The 17,869-nt window shown below is 64.1% G+C and carries 17 protein-coding genes; 9 read left to right on the top strand and 8 right to left on the bottom strand.

The genetic code is table 11. The annotated features are described in order from the left end of the window. The first annotated feature begins 85 nt into the window (after nucleotides 1-85). From NLM32_RS18060 to NLM32_RS18050, 3 genes are read left to right on the top strand one after another with little or no spacing between them, the layout of a single operon-like run. Nucleotides 86-1,579, top strand: a complete 1,494-nt coding sequence (locus tag NLM32_RS18060) for an AMP-binding protein (protein WP_254130269.1) — start codon at nucleotides 86-88, stop codon at nucleotides 1,577-1,579. After that, the gene (locus NLM32_RS18055; RefSeq protein ID WP_254130268.1) at nucleotides 1,576-2,217 is read left to right on the top strand and encodes a TetR/AcrR family transcriptional regulator; all 642 of its coding nucleotides are present in this window, start codon (nucleotides 1,576-1,578) and stop codon (nucleotides 2,215-2,217) included. Before NLM32_RS18060 ends, NLM32_RS18055 begins: the two co-directional genes overlap by 4 nt. Further along, nucleotides 2,214-4,124 carry an NAD(P)/FAD-dependent oxidoreductase gene (locus NLM32_RS18050; RefSeq protein ID WP_254130267.1) on the top strand — a complete coding sequence of 637 codons (1,911 nt, stop codon included), beginning with the start codon at nucleotides 2,214-2,216 and terminating at the stop codon, nucleotides 4,122-4,124. Before NLM32_RS18055 ends, NLM32_RS18050 begins: the two co-directional genes overlap by 4 nt. A gap of 14 nt (nucleotides 4,125-4,138) precedes the next feature. Here the strand turns inward: NLM32_RS18050 and ald are convergent, their stop codons facing one another. Continuing rightward, nucleotides 4,139-5,254, bottom strand: a complete 1,116-nt coding sequence (gene ald, locus NLM32_RS18045; protein WP_254130266.1) for an alanine dehydrogenase — start codon at nucleotides 5,252-5,254, stop codon at nucleotides 4,139-4,141. 134 nt (nucleotides 5,255-5,388) lie between these two features. On the opposite strand from ald, the gene NLM32_RS18040 reads away from it, so the two are divergent. The 4 genes from NLM32_RS18040 (at nucleotide 5,389) to NLM32_RS18025 (ending at nucleotide 10,264) form a co-directional block, all read left to right on the top strand. Further along, a complete protein-coding gene (locus tag NLM32_RS18040; RefSeq protein ID WP_187437017.1) occupies nucleotides 5,389-5,868 on the top strand; it encodes an Lrp/AsnC family transcriptional regulator in 480 nt (159 codons plus the stop codon). A 199-nt stretch (nucleotides 5,869-6,067) separates the two neighbouring features. Beyond that, nucleotides 6,068-7,255, top strand: coding sequence for a cupin domain-containing protein (locus tag NLM32_RS18035; protein ID WP_254130265.1), 1,188 nt, complete (start codon nucleotides 6,068-6,070; stop codon nucleotides 7,253-7,255). Nucleotides 7,256-7,321: 66 nt separating this feature from the next. Next, nucleotides 7,322-9,679: an Orn/Lys/Arg decarboxylase N-terminal domain-containing protein gene (locus NLM32_RS18030; RefSeq protein WP_254130264.1), complete on the top strand. Its 2,358-nt coding sequence runs from the start codon at nucleotides 7,322-7,324 to the stop codon at nucleotides 9,677-9,679. A 6-nt stretch (nucleotides 9,680-9,685) separates the two neighbouring features. Then, nucleotides 9,686-10,264 (top strand): GNAT family N-acetyltransferase, encoded by a 579-nt coding sequence (locus tag NLM32_RS18025; protein ID WP_254130263.1) that lies wholly within the window; start codon nucleotides 9,686-9,688, stop codon nucleotides 10,262-10,264. A 3-nt stretch (nucleotides 10,265-10,267) separates the two neighbouring features. On the opposite strand, the gene NLM32_RS18020 is transcribed toward NLM32_RS18025, so the two are convergent. From NLM32_RS18020 to NLM32_RS18010, 3 genes are all read right to left on the bottom strand, one after another. Further along, on the bottom strand, nucleotides 10,268-10,480 hold the full coding sequence (locus NLM32_RS18020) for a hypothetical protein (RefSeq protein WP_027531168.1): 213 nt from the start codon (nucleotides 10,478-10,480) through the stop codon (nucleotides 10,268-10,270). Between the two features lie 105 nt (nucleotides 10,481-10,585). Continuing rightward, nucleotides 10,586-11,035, bottom strand: coding sequence for a flagellar basal body rod protein FlgC (locus tag NLM32_RS18015; protein ID WP_254130262.1), 450 nt, complete (start codon nucleotides 11,033-11,035; stop codon nucleotides 10,586-10,588). Between the two features lie 100 nt (nucleotides 11,036-11,135). Continuing rightward, entirely contained in the window at nucleotides 11,136-12,185 is a 1,050-nt protein-coding gene (locus tag NLM32_RS18010) for a hydroxyacid dehydrogenase (protein ID WP_254130261.1), read from the bottom strand. Nucleotides 12,186-12,440: 255 nt separating this feature from the next. Between NLM32_RS18010 and NLM32_RS18005 the strand changes: the two genes are divergently transcribed. After that, nucleotides 12,441-13,007: a thiamine pyrophosphate-binding protein gene (locus NLM32_RS18005; protein WP_254130260.1), complete on the top strand. Its 567-nt coding sequence runs from the start codon at nucleotides 12,441-12,443 to the stop codon at nucleotides 13,005-13,007. A gap of 7 nt (nucleotides 13,008-13,014) precedes the next feature. Beyond that, complete coding sequence (locus NLM32_RS18000; protein WP_254130259.1) at nucleotides 13,015-13,611, top strand: thiamine pyrophosphate-dependent enzyme; 597 nt, start codon at nucleotides 13,015-13,017, stop codon at nucleotides 13,609-13,611. Nucleotides 13,612-13,685: 74 nt separating this feature from the next. Here NLM32_RS18000 and NLM32_RS17995 read toward each other — a convergent pair whose 3' ends face one another. From NLM32_RS17995 to gcl, 4 genes are all read right to left on the bottom strand, one after another. After that, nucleotides 13,686-14,069, bottom strand: a complete 384-nt coding sequence (locus tag NLM32_RS17995) for a DUF1236 domain-containing protein (RefSeq protein WP_254130258.1) — start codon at nucleotides 14,067-14,069, stop codon at nucleotides 13,686-13,688. Nucleotides 14,070-14,184: 115 nt separating this feature from the next. After that, a complete protein-coding gene (locus NLM32_RS17990) occupies nucleotides 14,185-15,072 on the bottom strand; it encodes a 2-hydroxy-3-oxopropionate reductase (RefSeq protein WP_254130257.1) in 888 nt (295 codons plus the stop codon). 99 nt (nucleotides 15,073-15,171) lie between these two features. Further along, nucleotides 15,172-15,957, bottom strand: a complete 786-nt coding sequence (gene hyi / locus NLM32_RS17985) for a hydroxypyruvate isomerase (RefSeq protein WP_254130256.1) — start codon at nucleotides 15,955-15,957, stop codon at nucleotides 15,172-15,174. Nucleotides 15,958-15,968: 11 nt separating this feature from the next. Next, nucleotides 15,969-17,759 carry a glyoxylate carboligase gene (gcl, locus tag NLM32_RS17980; protein ID WP_254130255.1) on the bottom strand — a complete coding sequence of 597 codons (1,791 nt, stop codon included), beginning with the start codon at nucleotides 17,757-17,759 and terminating at the stop codon, nucleotides 15,969-15,971. Between the last annotated feature and the right edge of the window lie 110 nt (nucleotides 17,760-17,869).

The following is a 17,869-nucleotide window of genomic DNA, read 5'->3' as shown; positions in this document are numbered from 1 at the left end:
GGGGTGACGTCAAGCCAATTATGAATTATGAGTCAGAATTCATCATCCGAGGAAACAGGGCCGTAACTGGCCCAAAGCCCGTCAAATGATCAATCTTTCGAGCTTCATCGCCTTTCACGCCCGGCAAACGCCGGACCGGCCCGCGCTGAAATACCGCGGCGAGGCGATTTCCTACGCCGCCTTCGACGCGCGCGTCCGACAGGCCGCGGGCTGGCTTACGGCCCAGGGCATCGGGGCGGGTGACGTCGTGGCCGTCCTGATGAAGAACAGCGCGGCGTTCCTGGAGCTCGTCTTCGCCACCAGCCATCTCGGCGCAGTGTTGTTGCCGATCAACTTTCGGCTCTCGCGCGATGAGGTCAGCTACATCGTCGGCAATGCCGGGGCGCGGCTGCTGATCGTCGACGAGGAATTGGCGGCGAATGCAGCCGGCGCGACGATTGTCGTACTCGACGAAGCCGCGCAGCAGAGCGTGACGCGGCTTGCGAGTGACGCGCCCCCGGCTCCGATGCATGTGCGCCAGCCATCCGACCTGATGCGGCTGATGTACACTTCGGGCACGACCGACCGCCCCAAGGGCGTCATGCTGACCTACGACAATTTCTATTGGAAGTCGGCGGACCAGACCATCGCGCTGGGCCTCAGCGCCGATACACGCCTGCTCGTCGTCGGTCCGCTCTATCACGTCGGCGCGCTCGATTTGCCCGGCATCGCCGTGCTCTGGCATGGCGGCTTCATCCATGTCGAACGCAATTTCGAGCCGGAGACCGCGCTTGCGGCGATCGCCGACGACAGGCTCAACGCCGCATGGTTCGCGCCCGTCATGACCACGGCGATGCTCACCTGCCCGACCCGCGATCGCTACGACGTCTCGAGCCTGAAATGGGCGATCGGCGGCGGCGAGAAGACGCCGGAGCTGCGCATCCGTGCCTTCTCCGAGTATTTCCGCGCTGCGCGTTACATCGACGCCTATGGCCTGACCGAGACCGTGGGCGGCGACACGTTTATGGAAGCCGGCCGCGAGATCGAGAAGATCGGCTCGACCGGCCGCGCCATTGCCCATGTCGAGATCGAGATCCGCGACGAGGACGGCAAGACGCTGCCGCCGAACGTCAACGGCGAGATCTGCCTGCGCGGACCGAAGATCACACGCGGCTACTGGAAGGATCCGGAGAAGACGGCGTCCGCCTTTTTCGGCGACTGGTTCCGCAGCGGTGACATCGGCTATCTCGACGACGACGGCTTTCTGTATCTGACCGACCGCAAGAAGGACATGATCATCTCCGGAGGCGAGAACATCGCCTCCTCCGAAGTCGAGCGCGTGATCTACGATCTGCCTGAAGTGCGCGAAGTCGCGGTGATCGGCCTGCGCGATGCACGCTGGGGCGAGCGTCCCGTCGCCATTGTCGTGCTGACCGAAGGCACAAGCCTTGCGCTCGCTGCCCTCACCGAGCACTGCCGCGCACGATTGGCGAGCTTCAAGGTACCGAAAGAGCTGATCATCCGCGACAGCCTACCGCGCAATCCGTCGGGTAAAATTCTCAAGCGCGTGCTGCGCGCCGAGCTGGAGACGTCTGAATGACGCAAGCGAATGCCAAGGTCACGAAGCTCAATCGTGTCGAGCGCAACGCCTGGACCAAGCAGAAGATCTTTGACGCCGCGACCAAGGTCGTCGGCAAGCATGGCTATGCCGAAGCCTCCGTCGCCCGGATCACCGAAGAAGCCGGCGTCGCGCAAGGCACGTTCTACAATCATTTCGAGAACCGGCAGGAACTGCTCGACCAGCTCTTGCCCAAGATCGGCCTCGACATGGTCGAGTTCATCCGTGCACGCACGGGCACGGCGGACGCGGCACGACAAGAGATCGCGCGCTTCTCCGCCTTCTTCGACTTCATCCGTGAGGTGCCGGAATTCCTGCGCATCCTCAACGAGGCCGAGTTCTTCGCACCGATCGGCTACCAGAAGCATCTCGACAATATCTCGGTCGCCTATGTCCGCATCTTGCGTCGCGCGCGTGGCTCAGGCGCAATCGCGGATTACAGCGACGAGGAGTTCGAGGCGATCGTGCACATGCTGATGGGCTCGCGCGGATATCTCAGCCGACGCTATTCCTATTCGGAAAACGGGGTCACCGCCGTGCCGGACCACGTCATCTCCGCCTATCGCAAGCTGATGACGCGCGGCCTCTTCAGTGCATCCGGAGATCAGGACACGCCATGAACATCGAATCTCCCCGCCAGCCGCTCGACCTCGCCTCGGCGATTGCCGAAGCCGACATCCGCTGCCTGCTGATGGTGCTGGTGCACATGACCGGCGACACGCGCTGGCTCGAACCGCCCTATCTGCCCAAGCGCGACATCCGCCTCATCCCCGACCCCGAGGCCGGCGTGCCCCGCGAGATCCAGGATGAAATCCGCGCCGCCGTCGTCAAGCTGTTTGCCGATGGCACCCCGACGCCTGTCATCACCGATCCCGGCGAAGAGCTGCTGCTGAAGATGATGCGCGCGTGCCTCGGCGAAAACGTCGCACCGGAATATGCACCGCTGATGCGCGAGGAGATGGGCTTTGTGTCGCGCGAGCCGCGCTGGACCAAGCAGCCTTCGGACGGAAAGCTTGCGGATCAGCACGTGCTGATCGTCGGCGCCGGCGTCTGCGCCATCGCGCTCGGCGTGGCGCTCGGCCATCTCGGCATCCCCTACACTATCGTCGAGAAGAACGCCGAACTCGGCGGAACCTGGTGGATCAACCGCTATCCCGGCTGCGGCGTCGACACGCCCAACCACTCCTATTCCTACTCGTTCGGCTCCGGCAATGCGTGGACGCGCTATTTCTGCCAGCGCGAGGAGCTGCTCGGCTATCTGCTCAAGGTCGCCGACGAATACGGCATCCGCAAGCATCTGCGCGTCAACACCGAGCTGACGGCATCGCGCTGGGACGACGGCAAGCGGCGCTGGCTCTCGACGCTGAAGACGCAGGCGGGCGAAGAGACCTTCGAATCCACCGCGCTGGTCTCGGCCATCGGGCAGCTCAACGATCCCTCACGCGCCCACTTCAAGGGCGAAGAAAACTTCAAAGGCACGATACTTCACTCGGCGCTTTGGTCGGACGACATCAAGCTCGACGGCAAGCATGTCGCCGTGATCGGCACCGGCGCGACGTCGATGCAGCTGGTGCCGGCGATCGCGGGCCGTGTCGCCTCGGTCACCGTCTACCAACGCAGCGCGCAGTGGGCACGGCCGGTGAAGGGCTATGCCGACCCCATCAGCGAAGGCGCGCGCTGGCTGCTCGCGCATCTTCCGTTCTATGTGCAGTGGTACCGCTTCAACATGTTCTGGCGCTATGGCGACGGCTTGCTGCCGTTCCTGCGCAAGGACCCGGCCTGGCCGCATCCGGAGCGCGCCGTCAACAAGGGCAACGACCGGCATCGCCAGGAACTGACCGACTTCATCCTGACCGAGCTGAAGGACCGGCCCGACCTGATCGAAAAATGCGTGCCTAGCTATCCGCCGTACGGCAAGCGCATCCTGCTCGACAACAATTGGTTCAAGACCTTGACGCGCGACAATGTCGAGCTGGTCACCGACGCGATCGACCATTTTGATGAAAGCGGCATCGTCACCGCCGACGGTGACCGCCGTCCCGCCGACATCATCGTCGTCGCGACCGGCTTCAAGGTGACGGAAATGGCCGCGCGCCTCAACATCAGCGGTCGCGACGGCAAGAATTTGCGCGAGGCCTGGGCCAACGACAATCCGACAGCATTCCTTGGCCTCACCGTGCCCGATTTCCCCAACTTCTTCTGCATGCTCGGCCCGAACTCAGGGCCGGCCCATGGCGGCAGCGTCATCTTCCAGTCCGAATGCCAGAGCCGTTACATCTCCGCCTGCCTCGTCGACATGATCGAGCACGACGTTGCCGCCATCGACGTCCGCCCGGACGTGCTCGACGACTATGTCCGCAAGGTCGATACTGAGCACGAGGCGATGATCTGGACCCATCCGGGCATGAGCACCTACTACCGCAACGCGAGCGGCCGCGTGTTTTCGGCGATGCCGTGGCGTTTCGTGGACTACTGGCGCATGACGCACGATCCGGATCTCGGGCAGTACCGGCTGACGAAGGCGTAAACCTCACCACATCGTCAGGCCGCGAGTTCACTCCCCACCGGCGCAAAGTCCATCCCGAGACTTTCCGCGACCGCCTTGTTGGTGATGCGGCCGCGATGCACGTTCAGCCCATTGCGCAGATGCGGATTTTCCAGCACGGCGGCAAAGCCCTTGGCAGCGAGCATCAAACCGAACGGCAGCGTCGCATTGTTCAGCGCCTGGCTCGACGTCACCGGCACCGCGCCCGGCATGTTGGCCACGCAGTAATGCACGACGCCATCGATCTCGTAGGTCGGCTCCGCATGCGTGGTCGCATGCGAGGTCTCGAAGCAGCCGCCCTGGTCGATCGCAACATCGACCAGCACGGCCCCCGGCCGCATCGATTTGAGCATCGCACGCGTCACGAGCTTTGGCGCGCTGGCGCCGGGCACCAGCACTGCGCCGATCACGACATCGGCGGAAAACACCTCCTCCTCGACCGCCTCGATGGTCGAGAAACGGGTGCGCACCCGCCCGAGAAAGACGTCGTCCAGCTCACGAAGACGAGGAATCGAGCGGTCGATCACAGTGACTTCGGCACCGAGGCCTGCCGCCATGCGCGCGGCCTGAGTTCCCACCACGCCGCCCCCGAGCACGACGACGCGCGCCGGCTGCACGCCGGGCACACCACCGAGCAGCAGCCCGCGACCGCCGGCCGATCGCTTGAGCGCGGCGCCGGCGGCCTCGATGGCGAGGCGGCCGGCGACTTCGCTCATCGGCGCGAGCAGGGGGAGGTGACCGGCCGCGTCGGTGACGGTTTCATAGGCGACCGCGGTGCAGCCGGACGTAAGCAGGCCCTTGGCCTGTTCGGGATCCGGCGCAAGATGGAGGTAGGTGAACAGGATCTGGCCTTCGCGGAGCTGGGCCCATTCGCTCTTCTGCGGCTCCTTCACCTTCACGATCATGTCGGACTTGGCAAAGATGTCGCGTGCGCTCGCGGCGATGGAGGCCCCTGCCCGCTGATAGACCTCGTCGGACGCGCCGATGCCGCTGCCGGCGCCAGTCTCGACCGTCACTTCATGTCCGGCTGCGACGTATTCGCGGACCGCGCCCGGGGTGAGCCCGACGCGATATTCCTGGACCTTGATCTCCTTGGGCACACCGACACGCATCCTCAGCTCCTTTTTGATTCCCCCCGTGATCGTAGCGACGAGGCCGGTTTGGTTTCGTGCAAATATCCGCTAGCTTTGGCCGTCCCGCGCCCGTTTCGGTCGTGGAAATGTCCTTTGACGCTGGAATCGAAACCTTGGCCCTCGACCGGAAAGATCTCGCGATCCTCGCGGAACTCACAACCAATGCGCGCGCCAGCCACACCGAGCTCGCCAACAAGGTCGGCCTCTCCAGCACCGCGCTGGCGCGCCGGCAGAAGACGCTGGAGGATGATGGCTACATCCAGGCTTACCAGGCCGCGCTCGATCTGGCGCAATTCGGCCTCACCACCACGGTGCTGGTGCGCATCGCGCTGGAGAGCCAGAGCGACGAGGCGCTGAAGGCGTTCGAGGCGGAGGTGGTGAAGTGCCCCTCCGTAGTGCGCTGCTTCCTGATGTCGGGCACCGACGACTACATCCTGATCGTGCTCGCCCGCGACATCCAGGATTTCGAGCGTATCCATCGCACCGAGCTGTCGCGCCTGCCGCGCGTGGCGCGGGTGCAATCGAGCTTCGCGCTGCGCGAGGTCGTCAATCGCGCGGTGCCGACGGTGGTGTTCGGCGAGACGAAGCGGTAGCCGAGTCGTTCGCGGCGCGCGCGGTCGCGCCGTCAAGCGCATCACTTCACAGTCGCATTCATTCCGCCATCAAAGATAATTGAGGCCAATTCAGCCGAACGGTTGAGGCGCAACGGGCGCCTTCGCGGACCTATGAAGGTGTGCAGCATCGCCGTTTTCGCGATCCGTTTCATACAACCTTTCGGTTTTGAGGTCTTCGATGTTCAAATCCAGCCGCCGTCTTTTCATTCAATCCGTTGCATTCGGTGCCGGAGTCCTCGGCGCCGCCAAATCCGCGCTCGCAGCGCCCGATGGACATGCTGCCGGCTACGACGTCGCCCCGGCATCCGAGTTCCTGAAGACGATCCCGCGAAAGTCGGGTGATCCCGTGGTGTTCACCGCCTCGCTCGACAAGGGACCGATCAAGGCCACATCCGGCGGCTGGGCGCGCGAGGTCACGACCCGCACGCTTCCGCTCGCGACCGGAATTGCCGGCGCGCATCTGTTCGTCAACGCGGGCGGCGCCCGCGAAATGCATTGGCACAATTCGGCCGAATGGGCCTATCTCGTCGACGGCCATTGCCAGGTGACGGTGGTCGATCCCGAGGGCCAGCTCGAAGTCGCCAACCTTGGGCCCGGCGATCTCTGGTTCTTCCCGAAGGGTCACAGCCACGCCATCCAGACGCTGGGGTCAGCCCCCTGTCACGCCATCCTCGCCTTCGATGACGGTCTCTATTCCGAACACGGCACCTTCGGGATCAGCGATTGGATGAGCCGCTACGACGCGCCGGCCTTGTCACAGGCGCTGGGCGTCTCCACGGAGACCTTCAGCCCGAATCCGAAAGCCGAGACCTACATCATGCAGGGCGAGGTGCTGGCGCTCGACGGTCCGCAGGCAAAAGTCGCCCGGGCGCTGGATCGCGATCGCACCCACCGCTTCGCACTGATGGCGCAGAAGCCGCGCGTGAGCACGGCGGGCGGTCAGCTTTACGTCGCCTCCGCCAAGGAGTTTCCGGTCTCGAGCACCATGACCGGAACCGTGCTCAAGCTCAAACCCGGCGCGATGCACGAGCCGCATTGGCACACCGACGCCAACGAATGGCACTACGTCCTGAAGGGACGCACGCGCGTGACCTTGTTCGCGTTCGACAAGCGGGTCGCGGTTGCAGACCTCTCGGCCGGAGAATGCGCCTATATCCCCACCAATTGCGGACACTCCATCCAGAACATCGGCCAGGAGGATGCCGAAGTGATCGGTGTGCTCGACAGCGGCACTTACCACGAAAGCAGCCTCGGCGACTGGCTGGCGAAGGCGCCGCGCCATCTGCTTGCCAATAATTTCGGCGTCTCGGAGGCGGCCGTGGCCAATTTCGGGCGCAAGCGGATGGTCATCGCCAGCGCAAGCTGAGCACTGTCATAGAACTGTCATCGAATGTGCCGAGACCTGTCAGTCTCTGCACATTCGGGACACGCCATGGACTATTTCAAGCGCTTCAACTTCCTGTTCGCCGCACCTGTTTTCGACGCCGACGACCTCGAGGGCGTCCGCTTCAACCAGATCATCGAGGAGATCCAGCGCTCCGGCTTCGAGGTGGTTCGGGCCCGCAAGCTGGAAGACGCGGAAATGGCGGTGCAGACCGATGCCGCGATCGGCTGCATGGTGGTGGATTGGGGCAAGAAGGGGCTTGAGGGCAAGACCTCGGCACTGATCAACCTGATGCGACGCCGCGGCCTCGACTTCCCGATCATCCTGCTGATCCGGCGCAAGCGCTTCGAGGACCTGCCGGTCGAGGTGCTCGACTTCATCGACGGCTATGTCTTCCTGTCCGAGGAGACGCCGACTTTCATCGCCAAGAACCTGATCAGCCGGCTCAAGCAATATGCCGAGACGCTCAAGACGCCGTTCTTCGGCGCGCTGGTCGACTATGCCGAGGAAGGCAACCAGCTCTGGACCTGCCCGGGCCACAATGGCGGGGTGTTCTACAACCGCAGCCCGATCGGCCGGGTGTTCGTCGAGCATCTCGGCGAATCCGTGTTCCGCGACGATCTCGACAATTCCGTGCTCGATCTCGGCGACCTCCTCACCCATGAGGGGCCGGCGCTGAAGGCGCAGAAGGAGGCGGCAGCGATCTTCGGCGCTGAAAAGACCTACTTCGTGCTCAACGGCACCTCGACCTCGAACAAGGTTGCGCTCGGCGCGCTCGTCACCGACGGCGACCTCGTGCTGTTCGACCGCAACAACCACAAGGCCGCCCATCACGGCGCGCTGATGATTAATGGCGGCATTCCGGTCTATGTCCCGACCATCCGCAATGCCTGGGGCCTGATCGGACCGATGCGCTGGGACGTGCTCGACGAGAAGGCGCTGCGCGAGGCGATCCGCAACCATCCTTTGGTCACGGACAAGGACGCCTGGCGCAAGGAGCGGCCATTCCGCGTCGCCGTGGTCGAGCAATGCACCTATGACGGCACGATCCACAATGCCGAAATGATCCTGAAGCGCATCGGCCATCTCTGCGAATACATCCTGTTCGACGAGGCCTGGGCCGGCTTCATGAAGTTCCATCCGCTCTATGCCGGCCGCTTCGCCATGGGGCTTGCCAACCTTCCGCCGGAGGCGCCGGGCATCATCGCGACGCAGTCGACCCACAAGCAGCTCGCCAGTTTCTCGCAGGCCTCGCAGATCCACATCAAGGACCGCCACATCCGCGGCCAGAAGCGCCGCGTCGAGCACCGCCGCTTCAACGAAAGCTTCATGCAGCACGCCTCGACGTCGCCGTTCTATCCGCTGTTCGCCTCGCTCGACGTCGGCGCACAGATGATGAAGGGCCGCTCCGGCGAAGTGCTGTGGGACGACACGATCAGGCTCGGCATCGAGCTGCGCAAGAAAATCCGCGCGATGCGCCGGGAGTTCGAAGAGAAAGAACAGAACGCGGACCGGCGCTGGTTCTTCGAGCCGTTCGTGCCCGATCGCGTCGCCATTCCCGACGTAGGCCGCCCCGGCGCCGCGCATAACGTTGCCTGGGAGACGCTGTCGACCGACGAGCTCGCCACCAATCCCGCGCTCTGGCAGCTCGGCCCCGACAGCAACTGGCACGGCTTCGCCGGCATGGCCGAAGGCTTTGCCATGACCGATCCGAACAAGCTGACGCTGCTGACCCCCGGCTTCGACCGCACCACCGGCGCCTATGCCGATCACGGCATCCCTGCCCCGGTCGTCGCGCAATATCTGCGCGAAAACCGCATCGTGCCTGAAAAGAACGACCTCAACTCGCTGCTCTTCCTGCTCACGCCGGGCGTCGAGGCCAGCAAGGCCGGCACGCTGATCTCCGGCCTCGTCGCGTTCAAGCGACTGCACGACGACAATGCGCTGCTGGCGGACGCAATCCCGGAATTCTACCAGCGGCGGCATGCACGCTATGCCGGCGTGCGGCTGCGTGACCTCTGCGGCGAAATGCACCGCTTCTTCCGCGCTGCCGATGTCAGTGCGCTCCAGGCGCGGCAATTCATGCCCGAGCACATGCCGGAGATTGCGATGTCACCGCGCGATGCCGCGCGCTTCCTGTTCAAGAACGACGTCGACTATCTGCCGATCGAGGCAATCGCCGGCCGCATCGCCACCACGCCCTTTGTGGTCTATCCCCCCGGGATCGCCACCATCGTTCCCGGCGAGCGGCTGACGGAACGGGCCAAGCCCATGGTGGATTATCTCAAGATGTTCGAGACCTGTTTCAACACGTTCCCGGGCTTCGATGTGGAAATCCAGGGCGTCTACAAGGAGGTCGATGCGCGCGGTCGCATTGGGCTTTATACTTACGTCGTTGCCGAGTAGGTGCCGATGAACGAAACAGCGATTGCACGCACCGATGACGAGCCGGTTCTGATCCGGCCGTCACGTGAGAACGATATCGAGGCGATGCTGGCGATCTACCGCCATCATGTCCGCAATGGTGTGCCACGGGACGTCGAGGGAACCGGCGCGCCGGAGCCCGACGATCTGCGCGACCGGCGCAAGAATTTGAAGCAGACCCGGCTGCCGCATCTGGTGGCGACCTATCGCGGCGAGGTCGTCGGCTATGCCTACGCGGTGCTGTTCCGCAAGCGCCCGGCCTATCGCTACACGGCCAAACACTCGATCTATGTCCACCACGAGCATCTCGGCCGCGGCGTCGGACGGCTGCTGCTCCAGGAGCTGATCGACGCTTGTGCGGCGGCTGGCTTCCGCCAGATGATCGGCTATATCGATGCCGACAATGCGCCCTCGCTGGCGCTGCACGAGAAGTTCGGATTTGCGCGCGTGGGCCTGCTCTGCGGCGTCGCCTATCGGCACGGCCACTGGTCCGATACCGCCATGGTGCAGCGTTCGCTCGGCGCCGGCGTCACCGCGCCGCCATCACTCACGGCACCGGGACGTTAAACCTTACGACGGAAAGTCGGCCGGCCTGACCTGGATGCGGTCGGCATGCAGCGACCAGTGATGCAGCGCCTGGTCCTTGCAAAACCTCGCCTTCGCCCGCTCCCTGGCCTCGTCCTCGTCGGCGGCGTCGATCTCGAGCGCGCCCTGACAGACCTCGATCTGCCGGCCATACTGGCCGAGCACGTCCTTCATGAACCTGACGACATAAGTTGACATGGGACCTCCCTGCTGCCCCGGCAACAATCTAATCCCTTTTACCTGGTTTCGGGGAGGCGAATTTTGACCGAGATCAAATCCGGTATCGGCGCGATCCGTCAGCCATCACGTCTTGATATCGAGCAGCGACTCTGTCGTTTCCGAATAGGCCTGAATCACCTTCGCATTGGCAATGAAGCTGTACTTCGCGGTCGCCAGCTGAACCAGTTCGCTGGCGAGATCGACGTTCGGCGCCGCGACCAGACCGTCCGGGTTTGCGAAGGGAGCGTTCGGGTCGGATTGTGCCGTATAGCTTGGCGAAACGGTCGACACCGTCGCGATCGTGCCGCCTGGCGTCGAGCCGCTCGATTGGGCGACCTGATCGACCCGCAGCGGCACATAGGCTGCGGGATAAGTCGAGCTGGTGCTCGAACTGCCGGCACCTGCCGATGTGCTCGATCCGCCTGAGGTGGGTAGCGGGCCGGTCGTGCTGACATTGGCGATGTTGCTCGCGGCCACGTTCACGCGCAAGCTCGCGGCAGAAAGTCCGGATGTCGCAATCGAAAGTATGTTCATGCCCCTAGTCTATAGGGACAAGTCATACGCGCTCATTCACGCCATCGATAAGATGCAGCGCATTGCATTTTCATCGTGGTAACCAACAGCCCTTCGCGCCCTACCCCGGCGTCACGCCGAAGGCCTGCTTGAAGCGCTCGGCGTAAACCGGCCAGACCTCGGGATTGATGATGCGCGGTGGCCTTTTGCCGTCGAGCGTCTCCAGCACCTGCTCGGCCGCGATGCGGCCCATGTTCTGACGTGCCTCGATCGTGACACCGGCCGTGTGCGGGCTCGCCAGCACATTGTCGAACTGCAGCAGCGGATGCTCCGGGGGCGGCGGTTCCTTGGACCAGACGTCGAGGCCGGCACCGGCAATGCGCTTGTCGCGCAACGCCTGGAGCAGAGCATCCTCGTCGTGAATGAAGCCACGCGCGGTGGTGATGAAATAGGCGTGCGGCTGCATCAGGCCGAACTCGCGCACGCTGATCATGTTGCGGCTGCCCTTGTTGAGCGGACAGGAGATCGAGACGAAATCCGCGCGGCGCAGGAGGTCGTCGAGCTCGACCTTCTCGCCGCCCCGGTCCGCCATCACCTCTTTCGAGAGATAGGGGTCATAGGCCAGCACCTTCATGCCGAGCAGGCCCTTGCACAGCGCGGCGATGCGGCGGCCGACATTACCGAGGCCGATGATGCCGACGGTCTTGTGCTCGACCTCGTTGCCGACGAGCTCGTTGCGATTGACGTTGGCCTCACGGCGCAGCTTGCGGTCGGATTGGATGATGCGCTTGGACAAGGTCAGCATCATCGCCAGCGCATGCTCGGCCACCGAATGCGCATTGCCGCCCGACTGGTTCACGACCAGCACGCCCGCATCCGTGCAGGCCTCGACATCGACGGGGTCGAAGCCTGCGCCGTTGCTGGAGACCAGCAGCAGGTTCGGCGTGCGCTTCAGGAAGCCAGCATCGACATGGAAATGCGGTGCCAGCTCGTCGCGCGCGGCGCCGATCTGGTAGACATGGGCCGCGCTCAGAAGCGGGGCGTAAAAGTCCTCGGGGCTCTCGTTCTCGATGCGGTCGAGCCGGACGTCGGGCCGCGCCTTCAGGATGTCGATGTAGATCGGGTTGGCCAGGTATTTGACGTAGAAGACGCGCTTGCTGTTGACCGACATCAGGACCCTTCCGGCTCTCTCCTGGAGACCCGCAAGCTCAGCGCGATACGCGCCCCGTTCCTGCGTCCCTCCGTTTTCTCATTATCCCGCTTATGACATGGCGGTGCCGGCCTCGGCAGCCCGTCTGGCGCAGATCACGGTGCCGGCCCGGACATGTTGACAATCCCGCCCGCTCCGTCAAGTTTCGGAAGACCGCCGCGACGACCAAGACAATGGTCAAGACCAAGAAACCTGCGCGGCACAAGGGAGAGCGCGATGGCGATTGCGGAACAGCAGGCCTCGTCCCAGGCGGGACCGGGGTCCGGCGACAGAAGCTGGCATAGCATCGTCCTGCAAACCCTGAAGCGGAACGAGATCAGCCTCGTCCCCTACGTACCCGACCGGGTGCTGACGCCGCTGATCAAGAATCTGCACGCCGATCCCTTCTTCACGACCTTTGCCACCGCGCGCGAGGAGGAGGCCGTCGGCATCGTCTCCGGCGCCTGGATGGGCGGGCGGCGCGGCGCGGTGCTGATGCAGACCTCGGGCTTTGCCACGCTCGCCAACACGCTCGCCTCGCTCGCGGTGCCCTACCAGATCCCGCTGATCATGTTCGTCTCCGAGCGCGGCACGCTCGGCGAATTCAACTACGGCCAGTCCCTGGTCTGCCGCACCATGCGCCCGGTGCTGGATTCGCTGGCGCTGGAGCACCACACCATCACCCGGCTCGACGAGCTCGAATTCATCGCCGACCGCTCGATCAAGCAGGCCGTCACCACGCAAGCCCCGGTGGCACTGATCCTCAACCCGCTGCTCACCGGCGGCAAGACTTTCGACAAGTGAGGTCGCCATGGATACGCGCAACACCAAGGTGATGAACCGGTTCGATGTGACGAAGCGCCTGATCGCAAAGCTCAAGCATGAGGAAGCGGTCGTTGGCGGCATCGGCAACACCAATTTCGACCTCTGGGCCGCCGGTCACCGCCCGCAGAACTTTTACATGCTGGGCAGCATGGGCCTCGCCTTCCCGATCGCACTCGGCGTGGCGCTGGCGCAGCCCAACCGCCGCGTCTTTGCGCTGGAAGGCGACGGCTCGCTCCTGATGCAGCTCGGCGCGCTCTCGACCATCGCGGCGTTGAAGCCGAAGAACCTGATCATGATCGTCATGGACAACGGCATCTACCAGATCACCGGCGCGCAGCCGACGCCGGCCGCCGGTGTCGCCGATCTCGTCGCGATCGCCTTGGGCTCGGGCCTTACCAACAGCGCCTGGGCCGCGGACGAGGACGATTTCGAGCGGCTGATCGACGAAGCGATGTCGGCTGACGAGCCCAGCCTGATCGCACTGCGCATCGACGATAAGCCCGGGGTCGGCACCACCCGCAGGGATCCCGTGCAGATCCGCGAGCGCTTCATGCACGGCCTCGGTGTCCGCGAGCCGCTCTGACGTCTGGACATTGACGACAAGGCCCCGCGGAGGGTCCCTCCGCAGGGCCGGATCTTCAATCGCTAGTGCGCCGATCAGTCGATGATCTTGACGACGCGCCGGGTGCGCGGCTCGACGATCACGCGGCGATCATTCACGACCGCATAGCGATACTCGGTGTAATTCGGCACCGGGCGCAGCACCACGGTGGGAGGCAGCGGCTCGCCGACCACAACGCGCTCCTGAACCACGACCGAATCATCGCGCGGGATGCCGCCGAGGATCGCATTCGGAATTTCGAGGCCCGCGCCGACTGCTGCACCCACAGTGCCGCCGACCACCGCACCGACCGGACCGCCGATGTCGCCGCCCGCTCGCGCGCCGTTCCGGGCGCCCTGTTCGGTCGTCGACTGGGCAAAGGCTGCACTCGACGCCAGCAGCGACGCGGCAACCAACGAAATCGCAAGACGGGTCTTCATGTCCACACTCTCCAGTGTTTGTTGATGCGCCTTCAACCGCGGGGCCGGAGCATTGTTCCGGTTCCGCCGTGGCGAAAGACGCGCCAAATCCGAAAGAGTGTTACCGCGTAACAGTTCAGGCCGCGGCGATCTCGTGGCCCGCCATCAGTTCCAGCGCGCGCACCATCGCCGAATGATCCCAGCCCTTGCCGCCATGGGCGGTGCAGGATGAAAACAATTGCTGCGCCACCGCCGTGCTCGGCAGCGACAGGCCGAGCGCGCGGGCGCCTTCGAGGGCGAGGTTGAGATCCTTCTGGTGCAGCTCGATGCGGAAACCCGGATCGAAATTGCGCTTCACCATGCGCTCGCCATGCACTTCGAGAATTCGCGACGAGGCAAAGCCGCCCATCAGGGCCTTGCGCACCAGCGCGGGATCGGCGCCGGCCTTGGACGCAAACAGCAGCGCCTCACTCACCGCCTCGATCGTCAGTGCGACGATGATCTGGTTGGCGACCTTGGTGGTCTGGCCGTCGCCATTGGCCCCGACATGGGTGACGTTCTTGCCCATCCTGTCGAAGATCGGCTTCATGGTGCCGAAGGCGCGCTCGGGCCCGCCGACCATGATGGTGAGGCTCGCAGCTTTCGCACCGACCTCCCCACCCGACACCGGCGCATCGAGATAATCCGCGCCCAGCGCCTCGATCTTCTTCGCGAACTCCTTGGTCGCCAACGGCGAGATCGAACTCATGTCGACCACAATCTTGCCCTTGGAGATGCCGCCCGCAACGCCGTCCTTGCCGAACAGCACAGCTTCGACATGCGGCGTATCCGGCACCATGATGATGACGGCGTCCGCCTCCTCCGCGACCTCCTTGGCCGATTTGCAGGCGATGCCGCCGGCCGCGATCAGCTCCGGCGCGACCGGCGAGACGTCATGCAGGAGAACGCGATGGCCCGCGGCGAGAAGATGGCCGGCCATCGGCCGTCCCATGGTGCCAAGTCCAATGAAGCCGATGTCGATCATGTCTGACTTTCTCTCAGTTGCATAAGCGAAGTTTCATCCGCGCGCTCGGTGCACCTCTCCCGCATGCGGGAGAGGGAGTAGACCGCCGCTGTATCTTCCTCAGGTCTCAAACGTCTGCGCGGCGTGCCAGGACAGGCCTTCCAGCGTCGTGGTGCGCGGCTTGTATTCGCAGCCGATCCAGCCGCGATAACCGATCGCGTCGAGGTGGCGGAACAGGAAAGGATAGTTGATCTCGCCCGTGCCCGGCTCATGGCGGCCGGGATTGTCGGCGAGCTGAATGTGCGAGATCTGCGGCAGATATTCCTGCATGGTGCGGGCGAGATCGCCCTCCATGATCTGCATGTGGTAGATGTCGTACTGGATGAACAGATTGTTCGACCGTACCTCGGAGATCAGCTGCACGGCCTGCTCGGTGCCGTTGAGGAAGAAGCCGGGAATATCAAGCGTGTTGATCGGCTCGACCAGCAGCTTGATGTTCTCGCGCGCCAGCGTCGAAGCCGCAAAGCGCAGGTTTCCAACCAGCGTCTCCTGCAGCTCGCGCGGATCGGCGTCCACAGGCGCGATACCGACGAGACAGTTGAGCTGGTCGCAATCGAGCGCCTTGGCGTAATCGATGGCGCGGAACACGCCGTCACGGAACTCGGCGGTGCGATCGGGCAGGATCGCGATGCCGCGCTCGCCACCGGCCCAGTTGCCGGCGGGCAGATTGTGCAGCACCTGGGTCAACCCGTGGGCCTCCAATTGCTCGCGCAACAGCGCCTTGTCGAAATCATAGGGGAAGAGATATTCCACTCCGGCAAAGCCCGCCGCCTTCGCCGCGGCGAAGCGGTCGACAAACGGCATCTCGTTGAAGAGCATGGTGAGGTTGGCGGCGAATTTCGGCATGATGCGCTCCCCTATTCTGCCGGCTGCAGCACGCCGGGCCTGACGGTCCCGACCTCGTCGAGCGGCAGGTCCAGCACCTCCTCGAACTCGACGATATTGTCGATCTCGGTCCCCATCGCGATGTTGGTGACGCGTTCGAGGATGAACTCGACCACGACGGGCACGCGGTGCTTCTTCATCAAGTCGCGCGCGGTGGCGAACGCCGCCTGCGTGTCCTTGGGATCGGTGACGCGGATGGCCTTGCAGCCGAGGCCCTCGGCGACGGCAACATGGTCGACGCCGTAGACACCAATCTCTGGTGCGTTGATGTTCTCGAAGGAAAGTTGGACGTGATAGTCCATCTCGAAGCCGCGCTGGGCCTGGCGGATCAAGCCGAGATAGGAATTGTTCACGACGACGTGGATGTAGGGCAGATTGAACTGCGCTCCGACCGCGAGTTCCTCGATCAGGAACTGGAAGTCGTAGTCTCCCGACAGCGCGACAATGTCGCGATCCGGACAGGCCGCGCGCACGCCGAGCGCCGCCGGCAGCGTCCAGCCGAGCGGTCCGGCCTGCCCCGCATTGATCCAGTTGCGCGGCTTGTAGACACCGAGGAACTGCGCTCCTGCGATCTGCGACAGGCCGATCACGGTGACATAGGTGGTGTCACGGCCGAACGCCTTGTTCATTTCCTCATAGACGCGCTGCGGCTTGATCGGGACGTTGTCGAAATGGCTCTTGCGCAGCATCGTCTTCTTGCGGTCGCGGCAGGCCGCGGGCCACGCCTGGCGCTCGCGGAGCCTGCCGGAACGCCGCCACTCCCTGGCGACGGTGACGAAGAGCGCGAGCGCGGCCTTCGCGTCCGAGACGATGCCGAGATCGGGATTGAACACCCGGCCGATCTGGGTCGGCTCGATGTCGACATGCACGAAGGTGCGGCCTTTGGTGTAGGTCTCGACCGAGCCGGTGTGACGGTTCGCCCAGCGATTGCCGATGCCGAGCACGAAGTCGGACTCCAGCATCGTGGCGTTGCCGTAGCGGTGGCTCGTTTGAAGTCCGACCATGCCGGCCATCAGCACGTGATCGTCGGGGATCGCGCCCCACCCCATCAGCGTCGGCACGACGGGCACGTTGGCGATCTCGGCGAACTCGACCAGCAAGTCGGAAGCATCGGCATTGATAATGCCGCCGCCCGCCACGATCAGTGGCCGCTCGGCTGCATTGAGCATCTCCAATGCCTTCTCGACCTGCTTTCGCGAGGCGGTCGGCTTGTAGACGGGCAGCGGCTCGTAAGTCTCGTCGTCGAACTCGATCTCGGCGAGCTGCACGTCGAGCGGCATGTCGATCAGCACCGGCCCCGGCCGGCCCGAGCGCATCACATGAAACGCCTGGCTGAACACGCGCGGCACCAGCGCCGGCTCGCGCACCGTCACCGCCCATTTGGTCACCGGCTTTGCGATCGACTCGATGTCGACGGCCTGGAAATCCTCCTTGTAGAGCCGCGCGCGCGGCGCCTGCCCGGTGATGCAGAGGATCGGAATGGAATCGGCGATCGCCGAATAGAGTCCGGTGATCATGTCGGTGCCGGCCGGCCCCGAGGTGCCGATACAGACGCCGATATTGCCGGCCTTGGCCCGGGTATAGCCCTCGGCCATGTGCGAGGCCCCCTCGACATGACGCGCGAGGATGTGGCGGATCGAGCCGCGCTTCTTCAGCGCCGAGTAAAGCGGATTGATCGCTGCCCCGGGAACACCGAAGGCGGTCGAGATGCCTTCCTTCTCCAGGATACGCACGGCTGCATCGACAGCTCGCATCTTCGCCATATCGGACCTCGCTTGGTTAAGTCAGCGAGCGAGATCATCAGGTGCGCGGGATGCGATCTCAACGAAGCAGATTTTATTTTCCACGATGCGGCAGCCGTAGAAAAACTGCG

The sequence above is a fragment of the Bradyrhizobium sp. CCGUVB14 genome (genome assembly GCF_024199935.1).
GTDB lineage: Bacteria > Pseudomonadota > Alphaproteobacteria > Rhizobiales > Xanthobacteraceae > Bradyrhizobium.
This window is presented reverse-complemented; position numbering and strand designations above follow the sequence as displayed.